The following is a 17,780-nucleotide window of genomic DNA, read 5'->3' as shown; positions in this document are numbered from 1 at the left end:
TGGCAGGATGTTCGGTCTGGATATGGGCGGCGTCGGCCCGGAAGTGCTGCTGTATGGTCTACCGCTGGCCTTTTTGGCCGGATTTATCGATGCGGTCGCGGGCGGCGGGGGCACCATTTCGCTGCCTGCGCTCTTTTTCATGGGGCTCAGCCCGGTGCAGGCCGTGGCGACCAACAAGCTGCTGGCTATCTTCGGGTCGGCCACGTCCACCTATCAGTACTGGCGCGGCGGGCACCTGGACCGCGACCTGCTGCTGCGGACCGTACCGCTGGCCCTGATCGGCAGTGCGCTGGGGGCTTACCTGGTGCGCTTCGTGGACCCGGATTCTTTCCGCGCCCTGGTCGGTGTGGTGATTCTGGCAGTGGGCGCCCTGGTCATCGCCAACAAGCGCTTCGGGCTGGAATCCACCTATCCGGGCCTCACGGCGCGGACCCTGGCCCTCGCGCTGCCGGGCGTGCTGGTCATCGGCATCTACGACGGCTTTCTGGGACCGGGCACCGGCACCTTCCTGATGCTGCTGTTCGCCCTGACCGGCATGAATCTGGTCAGCTCCAGCGGCAACGCCCGCGCCGTGAACTTTGCCACCAACCTGGGGGCGCTGGGGCTGTTTCTGGCCGCCGGCAACATCGTGTGGTGGCTGGGCCTGAGCATGGGCCTCGCCAATGCACTGGGTGCCCGCACCGGAGCCAAAATGGCGATGCTGAAGGGCAGCGGCTTCGTCAAGGTAATTTACGCGGTGATCGTGGTGGTCGTCGCGCTGGTCATGTTCCGGGGGTAAGAAAAAGAGCAGAAGGTTTGGCCTCCTGCTCGGCAGCTGGGGAGCAACCCGCTCCCCCTACCCACCATCAGCCCTCTTTCTTCAGCCAGCCCGACAGCCAGGGCAGCTTCGCGTCTACCTTCTCGCGCAGGCCGCCCCAGTAGCGCCGGCTCCAGCCTTCCACGTTGCGCTGCTTGCCGCGTGCCACGGCCATAGCACCTTCGGGCACATCCTCGTGCACAGCGCTGCCGGCGGCGATGAAGGCGGCGTCGCCCACGGTACGCGGAGCGATCAGGGTGGAGTTGGACCCGATGAACACGCCCGCGCCCACCTGCGACTGGTGCTTGTTGACCCCATCAAAGTTGGCGACGATGGTGCCGGCACCCACGTTGGTTTCGGTGCCGATGGTCACGTCGCCCAGGTAGGCCAGGTGCCCGGCCTTGACCCCCTTATCCAGCCGGGCGTTCTTGGTCTCCACGAAGTTGCCGATGTGGACCCCTTCGCCCAGCACGGTGCCGGGGCGCAGGCGGGCAAACGGCCCCACGTCCGCCCCGGCTCCCACCTCGGCGCCCTCCAGCACGCTGTGCGGCTTGACGGCGGCCCCGGCCCCGATGCGGCTGTCTCCGATCACCGAGTAGGCACCGATCACCGCGCCGGACTCAATCACGGTCTGGCCGGTCAGAATCACGCCGGGCTCAAGCAGCACGTCGCGGGCAATCTGCACGGTGTCCTCGATTCGCACAGTGTCGGGGGCCTGAATGGTCACGCCCTCTTTCATCAGGCCCTGGGTAATCCGGCGGCGCATGACAGCTTCGGCGTCGGCCAGCTGGCGGCGGTCGTTGGCCCCCATCACCTCGTCGGGGTCCGACAGCTTGAAGGCGCGCACGGCCCCGCCCTCAGCGCGGTACAGCTCCAGCAGGTCGGTCAGGTAGTACTCCTGCGCAGGGTTGTCGTTGCCGATGCGGCGGGCCAGCTCGGGGGCGCGGCGGTCCATCACGTACACGCCGGAGTTGAACTCACGCACGGCCTTTTCCTCGGCGCTGGCGGCCTTTTCTTCCACAATGCGCTGCACTTCGCCGTTCTCGCCCCGGATAATCCGGCCGTAGCCGGTGGCGTCGGGCAGCTCGCCGGTCAGCACGGTCATGGCGCTGCCCTCGGCGCGGTGGTCCGCCAGCAGGTCACGCAGGGTCGCCTCGGACAGCAGCGGGGTGTCGCCGTACAGCACCAGCACGTCGCCGTCGCCACTGAGGCCCTCGGCGCCGCACAGGAAAGCGTGGCCGGTGCCCAGCTGCTGGTCCTGGCGGGCGAAGGTCACGCCACCCTCGCCGCCCAGCGCCGCCTCTACCCGCTCGGCACCGTGGCCGGTCACCACGACGATGCTGCGGGCTCCCAGGTCCTGGGCAGCTTTCACGGCCCAGCCCACCATCGGGCGGCCGGCCACCGGGTGCAGCACTTTGGGCAGGTCGGACTTCATGCGGGTGCCGGCGCCGGCGGCCAAAACGATCACGTCCAGCGGGCGGGCCAGAGCAGATGGGGCGGGGTCTTGTGTTGGGGTCATAGGAATTCTCCTTGAATCAAATGTCTGAGCTTGGCCGCAGTGGGCCGCCGTGGGAAATATAGAGAATGTTCAGAACTTTACCGTGCAGCGCCGCTTCTGGCAGAGTGAAACGTCCCGGAAGACGCCTCCTTTGCTTGCGCCGAAGCTGGGCCGTGGGGGGATGCCCCCAATTGTAACCGCCTGCCGGTGACCTCTTCGTCAGGGCAGGCGGTAGCAGGAAGGGAGGGGGCTGTGCGGGCGACCTATTCGCCGCCCTGGGCGCGGGCCTCGGCGTGCGTCATGACCTGTCCGCCTGCCACCGGCACCGGCTGCGGCTCAGGCTGCGCGGCCAGCCGCCACAGCATGTACAGGCTAACCAGCACGATGGGCACGCTGAACACCTGGGTCATGGTCCACAGGCCGATTCCCGGCGCATCCAGTCCCTGATTGAGGTAGGTGTTGAACATCAGCGGATTGAGGCGGAAGGTCTCCTCTACCCCGGCCCGCAGCAGCGAGTACCACAGCCAGAACTGCCAAAAGGCCCAGCCGGGTTTCTTGCTCTTGAGCCAGAAGAAAGACGCGATGAGGAGCGCTACCCCAATCAGCACGCCGTACAGCTGCGTGAAGTGGACCGGGGCCGTCATCACCTGCTGGCCGGCGATGGTCTGGCAATACTGCGAGAGGTCCATCGTGGGGTCGGGGTTGGGAATGCACATGCCGTCGTGAAAGGCGCGGGCTGAGTGGGGCCAGGGAAAGCCGATCGGCCAGCCGGTCACGCGGCCTACGGTGTCGGTGCCGTTCATGATGTTGCCCAAGCGCCCACCGATGATGCCCAGGGCCACCCCCGGCGCGGCGAGGTCCAGGTAGCGGTAGAAGTTCATCCGGTGCTTGCGGGTAAACCAGATGGCGGCCAGGATGCCGCCCAGCAACCCGCCGTGAATGGAAATCCCACCCTGGCGCAGGTTGATGATGTCCAGCAGCCGCTGCGGCATCGGCGTATCGGCAAACAGGTCCCACGAGGTCGCCACGAACACCAGCCGCGCCCCGATAAAGCCCCACAGCAGCATGGTGTAGATCATCCGCTCGAACAGGTCAGCGTCCAGGCCGCGTTCACGGGCCAGCTTCAACCCAATAGAAATGCCGGCCACGATGCCCAGGGTCATCAGCACGCCGTACCAGGCAATAGTAAAGCCCCCGATATTCAGGAAGATTGGGTCCATAAGTCATGAGCAGTGTACGGGTTCGGGACGGGGCGGGGATGAATGCTGCACCGGAAGCCGGAGCCAGCGGTATGCTCAGATGCATCCGATACATATGCATTTAGATTCAAGGTATACTCTCTCCATGAACACCAAAGCGCAGCTCCGCCTGCTGATTCTGGCCGTGTTGGACCGCCAGCCCGAACACGGCTACGCCATCGCCCAGGCCATCAAGGCCCGCTCAGGGGGCGTGCTGAGCGCCAAGGAAGGCAGCCTCTACCCCGCCCTACACCTGCTGGAAAAAGAAGGGCTGGTGCAGAGCAGCGAAGTGGACGTGAAGGGCCGCACCCGCCGTGAGTACCGCCTGACCGAAGCGGGGCGCGGCGCACTGGCCGAATCACGGGGCGAGTGGCAGCGCCAGACACAGGCGGTGGGCGCCGTACTGGGAGGGCAGTGACATGACACCGGAGCACTGGCTGAACATCGCCACGCACGGTCTGGCCCTGGAAGCGGCAGCACGGGTGCGGGCCGAGTACCTGGCCCACCTGGAAGACGCCCTGGAAGCGGGGGAAAGCGCCGAGGCTGTCCTGCGCGAATGGGGCGACCCGCACACTGCCAACCGGGAACTGAGCAAGGCTCACCTGACCACGCGGGAAGCGCGGTATTTGCCCGCCGGGTACGCGCCGACGTGGGCAGGACTGGGCCGGGCACTTGGCGAGGATGCGGTACCTCTGCTGCTCTTTGCGCTGACAGCACTGGCCGAGCTGCGGAGTGGAGAAACAGCCATCACGCTTGCTCTCCTACTCGCGATAGTGGCCGCTGCCCTCCTGAGATGGCTTGTTCTCTCCCGGCAGATGCTGGCGGCTCGCGGACGAGCCACACTCTACTGGCTGCTGTCCTTTCCTACGGTTCTCATGGCGATGTCCTGCGCTGTACTGGCAAGCCGGGGCGCAGAAGGGTGGCACGAGGCAGGTCGCCTCCTCTGGGAAAGAGGCTGGACAGGGCTGCTGATTGTGGCCTATCTCCTCTACCACTTTTCCCGCCTCTTGACCGCCCTCAGCGCCGCCCGCAAGGCTGAAGCGCAGCTCTGAAAGCCACCCGGTAACGCTGCAAGGGCAGCCGCTCTGCCCCGCTCAGGGCATTCCCGCCGCAACCCCGCAAGGCCTGTCAGCGCCAGCCCGGCAATGCCCCACGCCGTCGGATTGGGCCACAGCAGCCCACTTTGCCGCAGGCAGAGACCGTTCTCCTCCGCTCGCTCCTCGCAGCGCCGCGAATAAATCAGCGCCGGACCAGCCTGCACGGTCATCACGTCGCCCCGCGCCAAAAAGGCGTTCTGTACCCGCTCGCCCACTTCCAGCACGGGCCAGCCCAGCGCCAGCGTAATTGCCAGCGTCCAGAGGTTGACGCGCAGCATCTGCCGCGCCTGCCTGCCCCTTGCCTGCATCAGCCACAACACAAGTACGTTCAAGGCCAGGGCACCGAGGACAATGGGATAACTCGGGTTGCCGGAGCCAGGGCCAAGCAGTTGCCCGTCACAGAAGAACCTCAGGCCTTGGAGGTCGTAGGCCACATGGTCAGCCGGCTGATAGGGGCAGGGGTCAACCTCCGACACGCTTTGCCCGGCAAAAAATAAATCCAGAAAAGTGACGCCCCACAGCAACAGCGCGGCCAGCACGGTGAGTGCGGCCCAGGCTGTCAGCAGGCGGGAGCGGCGCATGGCGCAAGGATAGGGGCGAACAGTTAAGGCAACTGCCGCCCGCTAAATCCGCACCGGCTCGTCGTCGTCCGGCACGCGCACCTGAAACACCCGCGAGAGAAGGATGCTCAGCTCGTACAGCACGTACAGCGGCCCGGCCACCAGCAGCATGGTGCCGGGGTCGGGCGTCGGGGTAATCAGCGCCGCCAGAATCAGGATGCCCACCAGCGCGATGCGCCAGCCGGAACGCAGCAGGTGATGGTTGATCAGGCCGATGCGCGTGAGCAGCACCGCCAGAATCGGCAGCTCGAAGGCCAGCCCGAAGGCCACCAGGAACGTGACCACCATGCCGATGTACTGCGCGACATCCGGCATGGCCTGCACCTGCCCGGCCAGGAAATCCAGAAAAAAGCGCACCATCGCCGGCAGCACGAAGAAATACCCGAAGGTGACACCTGCCGCAAAGGCGACCCCCGCCCCCACGATGAACGGCACGCCCCAGCGCCGCTCGTGGGCATACAGGCCCGGCGCGATAAAGGCCCACACCTGCGTCAGAATCAGTGGCAGGGCGATGGCCATACCCGCCCAGAAGCTGAGGTTGAGCGCGGCCATGAATTGCCCGGTCAGGCTGGTGCTGATCAGCTTGACCTCGCCGGCCTGAAACTGCTCCGAGGCGTTCAGCGGGGCCTGCAGCAGCCCCAGCAGCGGCTGGTGCACCCAGAACGCCAGCCCCATACCGATAGCCAGGAAAGCCGCCGACCAGATCAGGCGGGTACGCAGTTCACCGAGGTGCTCCAGCAGCGTGGCGCTCTGGAGTTCTTCCTGGGGAGATACGGGAGGGGTCACGGGCCCGGACGCCGGGGGTTCAGGGGGCACCTGCTCAGCCCTGACGGTCACGCGGCTCGGCGCCCACAGCGTCACGAATCTCTACGCGGGGCAGCTCGGTGGCCTGCACGTCGGTCACGTCACGGCGCAGCTCGGAATTGAGCGGCACGGCGTCCGGACCGGGGCGGTTCAGGTCGCGGGTTTCTTCCTTGAATTCCTTGATGCCGCGCCCCAGGCCTTTGCCCAGCTGCGGCAGCTTGCTGGCACCGAACAGCACCAGAATGACGGCGGCGATAATCAGTAGTTCGAGTGGGCCAAATGGCATAGTCTCTCCAGTCTAGCGGGCCAGAGACAGCCCGCTGTCAGGTCCACTGTATTCCTGCCCAGTCAACATTAGGGTTAAAAGGCGCGGGGGCTGCCCCCTATCCCGGCTCAGTCACAGTTCGGCCAAAGCGGTTCAGGAACTCGTCCCGGCTCATGATGCTTAGCACTGGCTGGGCCTTGCGCGGCTGGGTCCCGTAGGCCCGGTGCATCAGGTCCGACCAGAGCTTGAGCCGCTTCTGGTCATGGGGTGCGAGCGGCACGCTCAGGAAGCCCAGGCGCTCCAGCACCGGCCCGTGCACGCTGAGACAGTAGATGAACTCGGCCTGCTCCAACTCGGGACGCCCGCGCCAGTCCTGCGCGACCCAGCCGAACTCGCGCCGGGCACGCGGCGGAAAGCGGCGCAGCCCCAAATCCACCAGCAGCGGGTTGTTGACATGAAATTCCAGCGCCGGCGTGCCCCTGGGAATAGGAGTGCCGTCCGGCCAACGCAGCCCCCCCAGCGGAAAGCCCAGCGGTTGCAGCCGGAACAGGCCCCCCTGCCGCCCCAGAGCCGGGCGGATGCCCAGCCAGCGGTCCAGGCGGCGGTCCAGCCCCGCCATCAGCCGGGCGGGCAGGTGTTGCCGCGTGACCGGCGCAGCGTCCAGCTCGCTCAGCGTGACGGAATAGAAACCCCGCTCCGCCAGCCCCCGCAGCAGCCCCGGCAAAGCCGCTGGTGTGACCTGCGCCCCAGGGCCGCTGTCGTGCAGCACGATGACCGCCCCGCCGTGCAGCTCACGCAGCACCCGGCCCTTTACCCCCTGCGGCGCAGCCCCGCGCTCCCAGTCACCGCCTTCAATGCTCCACTGGACCGGCGTCAGCCCGGCCCGGCGCAGGCCCAGCAGGTTCGCCAGACTGTACGCCCCATGCGGGGGGCGGCCCCAGCGGACAGGCGTACCACTCAGTCTTTCCAGGTCACGGCGGGCCTGAACAGGGTCGTGGTACGCCTCCCAGGGCGGGCGGACCCAGGCATGGCGGTGCCGCGCCGCATGCACCCCTATTTCGTGCCCTTCGGCCTGAATGCGCCGCACCAGTTCCGGGTGCCGCCGGGCCGCGCCTGACAGCAGGAAGAAGGTGGCCCGCATGTCGGCTGCCTTCAAGGCGTCCAGAACAGCGGGGGTGTGCTGCGGGTCGGGACCGTCATCGAAGGTGAGGGCCACCCGCTCGCCGCTGGGCCGGCCCTGGCGCACGGTGCCCAGGCCCAGGCGCTGCACCAGCAGATAGGGCAGCCCGATATAGGCGAGCAGGCCAGCCGCCAAAAGGCCCGGCCCGGTCCAGCGCTGCCCTCCACGCCGCCGCCCCATCACGCCTCCCAGCCCAGGCGGGTCAGCAGTTCGCCGGCCACCTGCCGGGCGGCGTCCGGACAGCCCAGAGCGCGGGCGGCAGCGGCGGTGCGGGCACGGGCCTGCGGGTCCAGCAGGGTCAGCACCGCCCGGCGCAGCTCGTGCGGTGAACGCGGCCAGAGGGCGGCCCCGTGTTCCAGCAGGTACTCGGCGTTGTGCTCCTCCTGGCCGGGAATCGGGCGGTACACCACCAGCGGCACCCCCAGCGCGGTCGTCTCGGCCACGGTCATACCGCCTGCCTTACCCACCAGCAGGTCTACGCCGGCCAGCAACGCGGCAAAGTCGGCGCGGTAACCCAGGTGGTGTACCGCCGCGCCGCCCAGCTGCTGAACACCGGGAGGGCACGGCCCCGCCACCACCAGGACCCGGACCCGCTCGCCCAGGTTGCCCAGCACTTCCAGTATCTCCATGAATGCACCGTACACACCGCTGCCGCCCGAAAGCAGAATCAGCGGCTCCGGTGGGTCTTCATCCCAGCCCAGGGCAGCCAGCATCTCGCGGCGGCGCTCCAGGCGGCCCAGACGGCTGAGGCGCTCCACCTCCAGCGATACGGGTAACCCGGTGACTGCCAGCCGCTCCGGAGCCATGCCCCAGCCCAGCATCTCGCGGCGGGTGCTTTCCGTGGGCAGCAGCAGCAAGTCGGCCTGCGGGCGGGCCCAGTGGTGATGCACGCGGTAATCGGTCAGCACCAGGGCATTCAGAAAGTGCAGCCCCTCCCGCCGCCGGACCGTGTCGGCCAGCGCAACGGACGTAGGGAACGTGCTGACCACCAGCTCAGGCCGCTGCGCCAGCAGTTCGCGGCGCAGCCCCCCAATGCCCAGCCACTCGAACGACGAGGTCACGATGCGCGGTTCGCTGGGCTGGTCAGTCCAGCGGTAAAAAGCGTGGTAGGCGGCCGGCAGGTGCCGCAGCCAAAAGCCGTATACGCCCACAATCAAGGCCCGCTCGGCAGGGGTCAGCATCTCCACCGCGTCCACCTGGGCCAGCCGCAGCCGCACGCGCTCGGCCAGGGCCTGTGCCACCGCACTGCTCGCCTGATGGTGCCCACCCCCAAAAGACGCCGAAATCATCAGGGCGGAGTGGAGCGCTGAAGAAGGTGGCCGCGCTTCAGGCGGCACCTCCTCTCCTCTCCTCTCCGCCCCGCTCATGTGCGCCTCAGCAGCAGCAGGCCGGCCAGCAACACCGCCACGTTGCCCAGCCAGGGCCAGGCCAGGGCCAGCGGCCCGGAAGCAGAACCGGCCAGGGTCAGGCCCAGTGCGGTCAGCAGGTAGTAGGCCAGCGAGGCCAGCAGCGCCAGGCCCAGGCTCACGCCCAGGCTGCGCCCGAAGCGCAGCGCGAACGGCAGCGCGGCCAGGGCCAGCACCAGATTGCCGAACGGCAGCGCCACCTTGCGGCTGAGGGTCAGCGCGGCGTCCTGGCGCTCGGTGGCGTGCGCCTGCGGGTCGTTGAGGGTGGCGGTCAGCTGATCCCAGCCCTGGTCATCGGCGCCAATAGCGTCGGCAAAGCGGGCCAGCGCTTCCTTGCGCGAGGTGCCGGACTGGAGTTCCAGCGGCTTTTGCGGGTCGTCTTCCAGGGCGATCACCGGGAACACCGACATAATCTGGTTGTTCACGCCCTCGGCCTGTTGCCGCAGCGCCAGCAGGTTGGCGCCTGGGTCGGCGGCCTGCGGCAGGTCAGGCTGTTTTTGCTGCGCCCCGGCAGCCAGCTCGGCAGCGGCGGCGTAATTCACGGTAAAGGCCTGGTAGTCCGTCAGGCGCAGAAGGTTGTCCTCGAAGGTGCCTTCGCGTGCGAAGACCAGTTCTACCCGCTTGGGGTCGTCCTTGCTCCAGCGCTCGGCCCGCACGTTCTGCAACTTGCGGGTGGCGGGGTCGTAGCCGGCCCAGTACACGTTCAGGCCGCCTCCCAGGTCCAGGGTGCGGCCCGCCATGCTGCTCAGGCCCGAGCCGGTCATCACGTCCCAGTACAGGCTGCGGGTTTCCACGTTGGCTTTGGGGGCGACCCACAGGCTCAGCCACAGCGAGAGCAGCGCCAGCAGCAACCCAATCAGCGCCACCGGCCGCCCCGCCTGCCCCAGCCCAATCCCGCCCGACTGCAGCGCCACCAGCTCGCGCTCGGTGTTCAGCCGCCCGAACGCCACGATGGTCATCAGCACGGCGGCCATCGGCAGTACCTTGACCAGCGTGTCGGGCACCTGATACCCGATCCACTGCGCCACCAGCCCCGGCGCCACGCCCTGCAGCCACTGGCTGCTGACGAAGAAGTACCCGAACGACAGCAGAGCCGTGAACAGCAGCACGCCCGCCAGCAGCGGCGGAATCAGCTCGGAGAGGATGTAACGGTTGATCCGCGACACTTATTTGGCGACCGCGAACAGAATCGTGGCTTCGGCGGCCACCTCGCCGTCCACCTCGGCGCGGCAGACTGTCTTGCCCAGGCCCCGGCGCAGGAACTCCAGCCGGGCGTACAGGTGCAGCTGGTCGCCCGGCACCACCTTGCGCTTGAAGCGGGCACCTTCCACACCGGCGAGGTAGCCCACCGTACCGGCCGGCATCTGGCCGTGCAGACAGAACATGCTGGCCTGCGCCAGCGCTTCGGTAATCAGCACGCCGGGCATCACCGGCTCCTGGGGAAAGTGGCCCACGAAAAACGGCTCGTTGATGGTCACGTTCTTTAGCGCGTGCACTTCGCCGTTTTCGACCGACAGCACCCGGTCCACCAGCACGAAGGGATAGCGGTGCGGCAAGGTCGCCAGGACTTCCTGAATCATCAGGGGCGCAGCGGGGGGAACAGAATCCGTCATACCTCTCAGTTTACGCTGCCCCTGTCCTCGACCTGATACGAGAACGCATACGGCGCACTTCCCGCACGTACCCGCCGCCGGCGCGGCCAGGCCCAGCCCGCTGCACCCAGGCCGAAGCTGCCCAGCACGGCCAGACCCAGCGCGCGGGCAAACTCGTCCCAGCCGGCGTACTCGGCCCCGAACAGCAGCTGCCCGGCCAGCAGCTCGGCCGCCGAGAGGGTGTCCAGCCACAGCGGCGCGCCGGCCCCCAGAGCGGCGAAGCGGCCCACGCACAGCGCCGCCAGGCACAGCCCCAGCAGGGCGAACAGGGCAGCCATCACGCCGCGCAGAACTCGGCCGGCCGCCAGCAGCAGCGGCCGCGCACCGGAACGGACCGGAACGGAAGTGGCAGTGTCCATAAGATTACGTTTCAGGATAGCGCGGGACGGCGCTCTGTCTGTCCAGGCACTGCCCAAGCGGCCCGCTTGCCGTCTGGCCCGCTCGCTACACGGCCTGCCCTAGACTCAGGGCTGACATGACCCAGCCTCCTGCACCCGCTTCCGCCCCGGCCCCGCATCCTTCCGCCGAGCTGCCACTCACGCGCAAGCTGGTGCTGGGCGTGCAGCACTCCATCGCCATGTTCGGGGCCACCGTGCTGGTGCCGATTCTGGTGGGCCTGCCGCCTAGTGTGGCCCTGTTTGCCGCCGGGGTCGCCACCCTGATTTTTCATGCCCTGAGCGGCTGGCGGGTGCCCATCTTCCTGGGCAGCTCGTTTGCGTTTATTGCCCCGACAGCGCTGGTGGTCAAGGAACTGGGTGTGGGCGCAGCCGCCGGCGGCCTGATCGCAGCGGGGGCCATGTACCTGCTGTTCTCGGCGCTGGTTTCCGTGTTTGGCACCCGGCGCATCATGGGTATTTTCCCGCCCATCGTGACCGGGCCGGTCATTATGGTCATTGGCCTGGGCCTGAGCCACGTGGCCGTAGACCAGGCCAAGACCAACTGGCCGCTGGCGCTTATCACCCTGCTGGCCGCCGTGGTCGCCAGCATCTATGGGCGCGGGCTGTTCCGCATGATTCCGATTCTGGTGGGCATTCTCACCGGCTACGCGGCGGCGCTGGCACTGGGCGCGGTGGACTCGGCGGCCCTGCAAAATATCCGCGGGGCGGCCTGGCTGGGCTTACCCGCCTTTCACGCGCCCGAGCTGAACTGGCAGGCCGTCGCCATCATCGCCCCCGTCGCCATCGTCACCTTTATCGAGCACATCGGAGACGTGGTGGTGAATGGCCGCGTAGTGGGGCAGAACTTTCTGGAAAAGCCGGGGCTGTCCCGCACGCTGTTTGCCGACGGTATCGCCAATATGACCAGTGCGGCGATGGGCGGTCCGGCAGCCACCACCTACGCCGAGAACACTGGCGTCCTGGCCCTGACCAAGGTCTACGACCCGGCCATCATCCGCATCGCCGCCGCATTCGCCATCCTGTTCGGCTGCTCGCCCAAACTGGCCGCCGTGCTGCAAAGCTTTCCAGCGGCGGTGCTGGGCGGGGTGTCCATCCTGCTGTTCGGCATGATTGCCAGCGTGGGGATTCGTACCCTCAGCGAGGCGCAGATTGATTTCGCGCACTCGCGCAACCTGATTGTGGTCAGCCTGATTCTGGTGCTGGGCCTGGGCGGGGCCGCTTTTCCGGTGCACGTGGGCGGCACTGACCTGGAACTCTCGGGCATGGCGCTGGCCGCGCTGGTGGGCATTGTGGCAAATCTGCTGCTACCGGCCCAGCGTGAGGAAGCGGAGGCGGTGGGGCATTGACCGGGTCTGACCTGCGTATCGCGGTACTGAGCGACGTGCACGGCAACGCTTTCGCCGCCGAAGCGGTGTTGCGCGACATGCAGCAGTGCAGTCCAGACCTGACCGTCAACCTGGGCGATCAGGTCTGGGGACAGGCCGACCCCCTGCGGGCGCTGGAGCTTCAGCGCGGGCTGAACGCGCTAGAGGTGCGCGGCAACAATGATGAGGTTTTGGCTCTGCCTGCGGATGAATTGCCTTCTCACAAGCGAGCGGTAGGCGCGTGGCTGACCGAGCAGCTTCCGCTGGCCGAACGGAAACGGCTGGCCGCATTGCCGCTCAGGGCCGTGCTGGCGGATGGGGAAGTCTTGGCATCACACGGCACGCCTGCTTCTCCTTGGAATAGCTTGCTTATCCACTACGACTCCTCCACCCAGCGGGCCAGAAGACGGACCGAAGATGAGATTGCCGGGCGACTGCAAGATTTTGGCGGGTATCGGGTCTATCTGGTCGGGCATATGCACCGTGCCGACACCCGCACGATTGGGGACACGCTGCTGGTCAATGTCGGCCCGGTCAACTGGCCGAATGATGGCGACCCCCGCGCTGCCTGGCTGCTGCTGGAGCGCCGCGGGGGCATGTGGCACGCCGAGCACCGCCGGGTGGCTTACGACTATCAGGCGGCAGCCCGCTGGATTCGGGAAAGCGGCGCACCTGACCGGGAAGAAATAGAGCTGATTTTGGAGCCTAAGGACGACATCCTGCAGGACTCCTGAACCTTCAGCGAAGCGTCCGCACCAGAGTCAACTACACTCCGTCCATCACGCCTTTTTCCAGCCGATCACGGCTCTGCACCAATCCCCCCAGCAACGCTCTGGCTGCTCAGCAAGTTCAGCAGCACCGTAGCTAGCGTAAGTTCGTCCAGCAGCCGGGCCCGGATGAAGTCCTGCACCACTTGCCCACCGTCGGCGTAAATGCGGCGCACCCCTGCGCACTTGCCGCTGCGGCAAGTGCGCAGGCAGGTTGGCAGGTGTGAGGGTGCGGCTCAGAACCACCGCCGGCCGGTCACCGCACGGTCAGGGCCTGAATCCACGCACCGGCTCAAACGTACGACGGCCCATAACTGGGGCGTCCATGCCGCCAAAAAACTCAGCTTGGCCTCAGTCCTCGCCACTTTCTCGCGGGCAATGCAACCGTCCAGGCTGGCGGCCAGAAATGCGGCGGCGTGCATGGACCGAGTGTAAAGGCGCGGCGCAATTTTCGCATCCGGCATGGGCTGCCCTTGCCTAAACTGGAGCCCATGAACATGACCGAGATTGAGCAGGCTTTCGACGCCGCCTACACCAAAGACCCCCGCGACGGCCTGACCATTCACCACAGCAGCGAGGAAGGCCAGCTGCGGATTGAAGTCCGTCACCAGGACGCCGACGGCGAACTGCGTGGCTTCGATGTGGTCGTCATGCCCACCGATAGCGACGAGCGCACCGCCCAGGACTACGGCCAGGCTGCCGCGCAGGTGGTTGAGCAGGAACTCGCTTACGGTCAGCTGCCTGCCCGCGACGACAGCGGCGAATTCAAACGCATCGTGGTCTGAGGCGTCAGCTATGCCGGAGAGCCTGCCTCTATGGGGCGGGCTTTTTTTGCTGCTCTGACTTCGCTGGGGCATTGGGCCGATGCTGACCTGTGTGGCAGTCAATCTGAATGCAGCGGTGGAGGAACAGTGCCCATTCACCTACGCTTCGCGGCTGGCACAGATGCCGTTGTCGGGGTTCGTGCTGGGTATGGCCGCACAGCACCACGTCGGCTCTGACGCTCGCCAGCGTCTCCCGCAGCTCTGCCACACTCGCCGCCAGGTATGGCTATGGCCCGCGTTGCCACCGCCACAGCAAATGCCCCCGCGTATCTGCCAGGGAACCGTGACAGGCGAGGACCTACCCTTCCGCTGCGGTTTGCGTGAGCGGAGTCTGCGGCAAGCACCCCGCTTCGGCAGGCAGTTGAGCACGCAGCCAGTCACGCAATTCACCGCTACCTGACAGGATTTCTTCGGTATTGCCGTGCACCTCCACTGCGCCGAGTTCGGCTTGCAACTCGTAAGCGGTGCGCGGGTCGGCCTTGCCGTACACCTGGTCCCCCAGATTGAGCATCAGGTCAGGCGCGGTGGCGCGAATATCGGCCAGCACAGCGCGAAGGGCGAAGGCGTTGCCGTGAGTATCGCTGATGACGGCGACCCTCACCTCACCGCCGCCCCTTTCTCCGTACCTTCTGCCCTGGAATGGTCGCCTGTTTGAACTCCTTGCCCTGCAACTTCGCCTCAATCGCGCGAATCTGGTCACGCAGGCTGGCGGCCAGTTCGAAGTCGAGGTCTTCAGACGCCTGCCACATGCTCAGTTCCAGCTCGGTCAGTTGGGCGGTCAGGGCTTCGCGGTCATCTCCGACATTCTCGGAGCTGATTTCACCCTCGACTTCTTCGCCGCGAATCACGTCGCGCACGCTCTTGCTCACGGTGCGCGGGGTAATGCCGTGCTCCTCGTTGTAGGCGAGTTGCTTCTCGCGGCGGCGCAGGGTCTCATCCATCGCAAACTGCATGGCGGGGGTGACATTGTCACCGTACAGAATCACTTCGCCGTTCACGTTGCGGGCGGCGCGGCCAATCGTCTGAATCAGCGAGCGCTCGGAGCGCAGGAACCCGGGCTTGTCAGCGTCCAGAATCGCCACCAGCGACACTTCGGGCAGGTCGAGGCCCTCGCGCAGCAGGTTGATGCCCACCAGCACGTCATAGTGCCCCAGCCGCAGGTCGCGGATGATGACTTGCCGCTCTACCGAGTCAATGTCCGAGTGCATGTACCGCGCCCGCACGCCTTTTTCCAGCAGATATTCGGTGAGGTCTTCAGCCATCCGCTTGGTGAGCGTGGTGACCAGGGTGCGCTCACCCGCAGCGGCCCGCTCGCGCACGCGGCCCAGCAGGTCGTCCACCTGCCCCTGAATCGGGCGCACGGTCACGGGCGGGTCGACCAGGCCTGTGGGGCGAATAATTTGGTCGGCAATTTGGTCGGAGTGCTCGCGCTCGAACGGCCCAGGCGTGGCGCTCACGAACACCACTTGCCCCGTTTTGGCCCAGAACTCGTCCAGGTTCAGCGGGCGGTTGTCCATCGCGCTCGGTAGGCGGAAGCCGTGGTCGACCAGCGTCTGTTTGCGGGCGCGGTCCCCGTTCGCCATGCCGCCAATCTGCGACACGGTGACGTGCGACTCGTCAATAAAAGTAATAAAGTCGTCCGGGAAGTAATCCAGCATGGTGTAGGGCGTCTCACCAGGGCGGCGTCCGTCAATATGCCGCGAGTAGTTCTCGATGCCCGAGCAGTGGCCCAGTACCCGCAGCATTTCGAGGTCGTACAGGGTGCGCTCCTTGAGGCGCTGCGCTTCCAGCAGCTTGCCCGTGGACATGAAATACTCCAGCCGCTCTTCCAGCTCCTTTTCGATGCCGCCAATCGCCCGCTCAATGTTGCCCGCGCCCGAGACATAGTGCTTGGCGGGATAAACCACGGTGCCGTCCATATCGGTGATGCGGTCCCCCGTCAGCGGGTCTACCAGGCTGATGCGCTCGACTTCATCGCCCCACAGCTCGATGCGGGTGGGCTGCTCGTCGTAGGCGGCCCAGACTTCCACCATCTCCCCTTTGGCGCGGAAACGCCCTGGCAGCAGCTCGATGTCGTTGCGCTCGTACTGCATGCCCACCAGCCGCTCGATGATGGCTTCGCGGCCCACCTCCTCGCCCACCTTGAGCACCAGATTCAGCGCGGTGTACTCGGCGGGGTCGCCCAGGCCGTAAATCGCGCTGACCGAGGCCACCACAATCACGTCGCGGCGGGTCAGCAGGCTGCGGGTGGTGGAGTGGCGCAGGCGCTCGATTTCCTGGTTGATGCTGGCATCCTTTTCGATAAACAGGTCTTTGCCAGGTACGTACGCTTCGGGCTGGTAGTAGTCGTAGTAGGAGATGAAAAACTCGACGGCGTTGTCGGGGAAGAATTCGCGGAACTCGGCAGCGAGCTGCGCCGTCAGCACCTTGTTGGGAGCCATGATGAGGGCCGGGCGCTGGGTTTCCTCGATGACTTTCGCCATGGAGTAGGTTTTCCCCGTGCCGGTCGCCCCCAATAGCGTTTGAAACCTCAGCCCGCTTTCCAGACCATCTACCAGCGTCCTAATGGCCGTGGGCTGGTCGCCCGACGGCTGGAATTCGGAGTGAACTTTGAGCGGGCGCTGATTACGTTCAGACATGACGGCTCCTTGGGGCGCGAGTATGGGCAGAAGGGGCGGAACACATCTCCACAGTTTACGCTCTGAACGTAAGGGAGAGGGTGAGCATGCAAAGAACTCTTACAGGCAAGCGGGGCCTGTACTTCCAGGGCGGTGGGCGAGAGCAGCGGCTGTAACATCGGCCCATGCCCTTCATCTACTACACCGCCACCACGCTGAACGGCCACCTCTCCACGCCTGAGCATTCGCTGGACTGGCTGTTCGACATTCCCGCTGACGGGGTAGATATGGCAGGGTTCGAGTACACCGCTCTGGTGATGGGCGCACACACCTATGAATGGGTGCTGACGCATGAAAGCCTGCTGGCTGAGCCGCAGAAATGGGCCACGCTTTACGGCGATAAACCCGTATTCGTGTTCAGCAGCCGTGACCTACCCGTGCCAGCGGGGGCCGATGTGCGCTTGTTGCGGGGCAGTGTGGTGGAGCATCTGCCTGCCATCAGACAGGCAGCGGGAAGCAGCAACGTCTGGATTCAAGGCAGCGGAGACCTGGCAGGACAGTTTCTGGATGCAGGCGCACTGGACGAAATCGCGCTGGACGTGGCCCCCGTCGCCTTGACTGCGGGCATGCCTCTGCTGCCGCGTGAGGTGCGCTGGCCTCGGCTCAAGCTGCTAGAAGCGCGGATGAATGGGGATTTTGCGCGGCTGCGCTGGCGGGTGGAGCGCTAATCTAGAAACGCTACGAAGCCCAGCCGCCCATTCAGCGGGCCGCCGAACATGTAGAGGCTGCCTTGCTGCTGCCGCTCAGGCCACGCAGCGAAATAGTTGTAGATGAACTCACCATCCAGCCGCATTTCACAGACTCCTCTGGCATCCTTGGGACACGTGATTTCGTGTGGCTGGCTGTCTAGCGTCCGCAGCGTTCCCACCGACAAATCGGCCTCAGCAAAGGCATGAGCTTCAAAGAAGCGGCGGCGCAGCTCAGCATTCTGGTAAAGGTCAGCGGGCTGGTAGCCATGCCGCACCAGGTAGGCAGTTAGGCGGGCGGTCAGTTCACGGTCGCCCGTGCTGTTAGGAAAGACTAGAGTTAGGGGGCCGTCATAACGCCTGGCCTCTGCGTGGAAGGCTTTACAGGCGATGTCTTCCCGCCCGCGCCGGCAGAGTTCCAGGTAGTGCCGCAAGTTCTGCCCAGGTTGCAAATCCAGGCCCGCCTGCCACATATACCCACCCAGCAATGCGGCAGGTATCAGGAGT

21 protein-coding genes are annotated in these 17,780 nt (G+C 66.1%); 7 read left to right on the top strand and 14 right to left on the bottom strand.

Translation table 11 applies throughout. The features are described 5' to 3' along the window. Positions 1-7: 7 nt before the first annotated feature. On the top strand, positions 8-778 hold the full coding sequence (locus DEIPR_RS02845; protein ID WP_013614325.1) for a TSUP family transporter: 771 nt from the start codon (positions 8-10) through the stop codon (positions 776-778). Positions 779-845: 67 nt separating this feature from the next. On the opposite strand, the gene glmU is transcribed toward DEIPR_RS02845, so the two are convergent. Further along, entirely contained in the window at positions 846-2,315 is a 1,470-nt protein-coding gene (glmU, locus tag DEIPR_RS02840; RefSeq protein ID WP_013614324.1) for a bifunctional UDP-N-acetylglucosamine diphosphorylase/glucosamine-1-phosphate N-acetyltransferase GlmU, read from the bottom strand. A 242-nt stretch (positions 2,316-2,557) separates the two neighbouring features. After that, positions 2,558-3,514 carry a prolipoprotein diacylglyceryl transferase gene (gene lgt / locus DEIPR_RS02835; protein ID WP_013614323.1) on the bottom strand — a complete coding sequence of 319 codons (957 nt, stop codon included), beginning with the start codon at positions 3,512-3,514 and terminating at the stop codon, positions 2,558-2,560. 124 nt (positions 3,515-3,638) lie between these two features. Between lgt and DEIPR_RS02830 the strand changes: the two genes are divergently transcribed. Beyond that, entirely contained in the window at positions 3,639-3,950 is a 312-nt protein-coding gene (locus DEIPR_RS02830) for a PadR family transcriptional regulator (protein ID WP_013614322.1), read from the top strand. A gap of 1 nt (position 3,951) precedes the next feature. Then, a complete protein-coding gene (locus DEIPR_RS02825) occupies positions 3,952-4,584 on the top strand; it encodes a hypothetical protein (RefSeq protein ID WP_013614321.1) in 633 nt (210 codons plus the stop codon). Here the strand turns inward: DEIPR_RS02825 and DEIPR_RS02820 are convergent. From DEIPR_RS02820 to DEIPR_RS02785, 8 genes are all read right to left on the bottom strand, one after another. Further along, a complete protein-coding gene (locus DEIPR_RS02820; RefSeq protein WP_013614320.1) occupies positions 4,521-5,210 on the bottom strand; it encodes a hypothetical protein in 690 nt (229 codons plus the stop codon). The genes DEIPR_RS02825 and DEIPR_RS02820 overlap by 64 nt on opposite strands. 42 nt (positions 5,211-5,252) lie before the next feature. Then, the gene (gene tatC, locus DEIPR_RS02815; protein WP_041222310.1) at positions 5,253-6,035 is read right to left on the bottom strand and encodes a twin-arginine translocase subunit TatC; all 783 of its coding nucleotides are present in this window, start codon (positions 6,033-6,035) and stop codon (positions 5,253-5,255) included. Between the two features lie 34 nt (positions 6,036-6,069). Then, positions 6,070-6,339 (bottom strand): twin-arginine translocase TatA/TatE family subunit, encoded by a 270-nt coding sequence (locus DEIPR_RS02810; RefSeq protein ID WP_013614318.1) that lies wholly within the window; start codon positions 6,337-6,339, stop codon positions 6,070-6,072. 97 nt (positions 6,340-6,436) lie between these two features. Further along, the gene (locus tag DEIPR_RS02805; protein ID WP_013614317.1) at positions 6,437-7,678 is read right to left on the bottom strand and encodes a polysaccharide deacetylase family protein; all 1,242 of its coding nucleotides are present in this window, start codon (positions 7,676-7,678) and stop codon (positions 6,437-6,439) included. After that, complete coding sequence (locus DEIPR_RS02800; RefSeq protein ID WP_041221910.1) at positions 7,678-8,787, bottom strand: MGDG synthase family glycosyltransferase; 1,110 nt, start codon at positions 8,785-8,787, stop codon at positions 7,678-7,680. Before DEIPR_RS02800 ends, DEIPR_RS02805 begins: the two co-directional genes overlap by 1 nt. A 74-nt stretch (positions 8,788-8,861) precedes the next feature. Continuing rightward, entirely contained in the window at positions 8,862-10,070 is a 1,209-nt protein-coding gene (locus DEIPR_RS02795) for an LptF/LptG family permease (RefSeq protein WP_013614315.1), read from the bottom strand. Beyond that, positions 10,071-10,517 carry a 3-hydroxyacyl-ACP dehydratase FabZ gene (gene fabZ / locus DEIPR_RS02790; RefSeq protein ID WP_013614314.1) on the bottom strand — a complete coding sequence of 149 codons (447 nt, stop codon included), beginning with the start codon at positions 10,515-10,517 and terminating at the stop codon, positions 10,071-10,073. It lies immediately after the preceding gene. A gap of 5 nt (positions 10,518-10,522) precedes the next feature. Continuing rightward, positions 10,523-10,915, bottom strand: coding sequence for a hypothetical protein (locus DEIPR_RS02785; protein WP_013614313.1), 393 nt, complete (start codon positions 10,913-10,915; stop codon positions 10,523-10,525). Positions 10,916-11,031: 116 nt separating this feature from the next. On the opposite strand from DEIPR_RS02785, the gene DEIPR_RS02780 reads away from it, so the two are divergent. Both DEIPR_RS02780 and DEIPR_RS02775 read left to right on the top strand, forming a co-directional pair. Then, a complete protein-coding gene (locus tag DEIPR_RS02780) occupies positions 11,032-12,300 on the top strand; it encodes a uracil-xanthine permease family protein (protein ID WP_013614312.1) in 1,269 nt (422 codons plus the stop codon). Beyond that, positions 12,297-13,052 (top strand): metallophosphoesterase family protein, encoded by a 756-nt coding sequence (locus DEIPR_RS02775; RefSeq protein WP_013614311.1) that lies wholly within the window; start codon positions 12,297-12,299, stop codon positions 13,050-13,052. The genes DEIPR_RS02780 and DEIPR_RS02775 overlap by 4 nt, the downstream gene beginning before the upstream one ends. A 65-nt stretch (positions 13,053-13,117) precedes the next feature. Here the strand turns inward: DEIPR_RS02775 and DEIPR_RS14120 are convergent, their stop codons facing one another. Then, positions 13,118-13,261, bottom strand: a complete 144-nt coding sequence (locus DEIPR_RS14120; RefSeq protein ID WP_169310665.1) for a hypothetical protein — start codon at positions 13,259-13,261, stop codon at positions 13,118-13,120. 315 nt (positions 13,262-13,576) lie between these two features. On the opposite strand from DEIPR_RS14120, the gene DEIPR_RS02770 reads away from it, so the two are divergent. Next, the gene (locus DEIPR_RS02770) at positions 13,577-13,870 is read left to right on the top strand and encodes a hypothetical protein (RefSeq protein ID WP_041221909.1); all 294 of its coding nucleotides are present in this window, start codon (positions 13,577-13,579) and stop codon (positions 13,868-13,870) included. A 337-nt stretch (positions 13,871-14,207) separates the two neighbouring features. On the opposite strand, the gene DEIPR_RS02765 is transcribed toward DEIPR_RS02770, so the two are convergent. Together DEIPR_RS02765 and uvrB are read right to left on the bottom strand one after the other, a co-directional pair. Beyond that, positions 14,208-14,510, bottom strand: coding sequence for a metallophosphoesterase family protein (locus tag DEIPR_RS02765; protein WP_049775044.1), 303 nt, complete (start codon positions 14,508-14,510; stop codon positions 14,208-14,210). Position 14,511: 1 nt separating this feature from the next. Beyond that, complete coding sequence (uvrB, locus tag DEIPR_RS02760) at positions 14,512-16,548, bottom strand: excinuclease ABC subunit UvrB (RefSeq protein WP_013614309.1); 2,037 nt, start codon at positions 16,546-16,548, stop codon at positions 14,512-14,514. A 164-nt stretch (positions 16,549-16,712) separates the two neighbouring features. Between uvrB and DEIPR_RS02755 the strand changes: the two genes are divergently transcribed. Continuing rightward, positions 16,713-17,255 (top strand): dihydrofolate reductase family protein, encoded by a 543-nt coding sequence (locus DEIPR_RS02755; protein WP_013614308.1) that lies wholly within the window; start codon positions 16,713-16,715, stop codon positions 17,253-17,255. Here DEIPR_RS02755 and DEIPR_RS02750 read toward each other — a convergent pair. Further along, positions 17,252-17,746: a hypothetical protein gene (locus tag DEIPR_RS02750; protein ID WP_013614307.1), complete on the bottom strand. Its 495-nt coding sequence runs from the start codon at positions 17,744-17,746 to the stop codon at positions 17,252-17,254. The two genes, DEIPR_RS02755 and DEIPR_RS02750, sit on opposite strands and share 4 nt — an antisense overlap. Positions 17,747-17,780: the final 34 nt, after the last annotated feature.

Origin of the sequence: Deinococcus proteolyticus MRP (assembly GCF_000190555.1) — a bacterium.
GTDB classification, from domain to species: Bacteria; Deinococcota; Deinococci; order Deinococcales; family Deinococcaceae; genus Deinococcus; species Deinococcus proteolyticus.
This window is presented reverse-complemented; position numbering and strand designations above follow the sequence as displayed.

Coding starts and splice junctions, on each gene's coding strand:
- DEIPR_RS02845 (WP_013614325.1), top strand. CDS start 8: ATGTTCGGTCTGGATATGGGCGGCGTCGGCCCGGAAGTGCTGCTGTAT.
- glmU (WP_013614324.1), bottom strand. CDS start 2,315: ATGACCCCAACACAAGACCCCGCCCCATCTGCTCTGGCCCGCCCGCTG.
- lgt (WP_013614323.1), bottom strand. CDS start 3,514: ATGGACCCAATCTTCCTGAATATCGGGGGCTTTACTATTGCCTGGTAC.
- DEIPR_RS02830 (WP_013614322.1), top strand. CDS start 3,639: ATGAACACCAAAGCGCAGCTCCGCCTGCTGATTCTGGCCGTGTTGGAC.
- DEIPR_RS02825 (WP_013614321.1), top strand. CDS start 3,952: ATGACACCGGAGCACTGGCTGAACATCGCCACGCACGGTCTGGCCCTG.
- DEIPR_RS02820 (WP_013614320.1), bottom strand. CDS start 5,210: ATGCGCCGCTCCCGCCTGCTGACAGCCTGGGCCGCACTCACCGTGCTG.
- DEIPR_RS02810 (WP_013614318.1), bottom strand. CDS start 6,339: ATGCCATTTGGCCCACTCGAACTACTGATTATCGCCGCCGTCATTCTG.
- DEIPR_RS02805 (WP_013614317.1), bottom strand. CDS start 7,678: ATGGGGCGGCGGCGTGGAGGGCAGCGCTGGACCGGGCCGGGCCTTTTG.
- DEIPR_RS02800 (WP_041221910.1), bottom strand. CDS start 8,787: ATGATTTCGGCGTCTTTTGGGGGTGGGCACCATCAGGCGAGCAGTGCG.
- fabZ (WP_013614314.1), bottom strand. CDS start 10,517: ATGACGGATTCTGTTCCCCCCGCTGCGCCCCTGATGATTCAGGAAGTC.
- DEIPR_RS02785 (WP_013614313.1), bottom strand. CDS start 10,915: ATGGACACTGCCACTTCCGTTCCGGTCCGTTCCGGTGCGCGGCCGCTG.
- DEIPR_RS02780 (WP_013614312.1), top strand. CDS start 11,032: ATGACCCAGCCTCCTGCACCCGCTTCCGCCCCGGCCCCGCATCCTTCC.
- DEIPR_RS02770 (WP_041221909.1), top strand. CDS start 13,577: ATGAACATGACCGAGATTGAGCAGGCTTTCGACGCCGCCTACACCAAA.
- uvrB (WP_013614309.1), bottom strand. CDS start 16,548: ATGTCTGAACGTAATCAGCGCCCGCTCAAAGTTCACTCCGAATTCCAG.
- DEIPR_RS02755 (WP_013614308.1), top strand. CDS start 16,713: ATGCCCTTCATCTACTACACCGCCACCACGCTGAACGGCCACCTCTCC.
- DEIPR_RS02750 (WP_013614307.1), bottom strand. CDS start 17,746: ATGTGGCAGGCGGGCCTGGATTTGCAACCTGGGCAGAACTTGCGGCAC.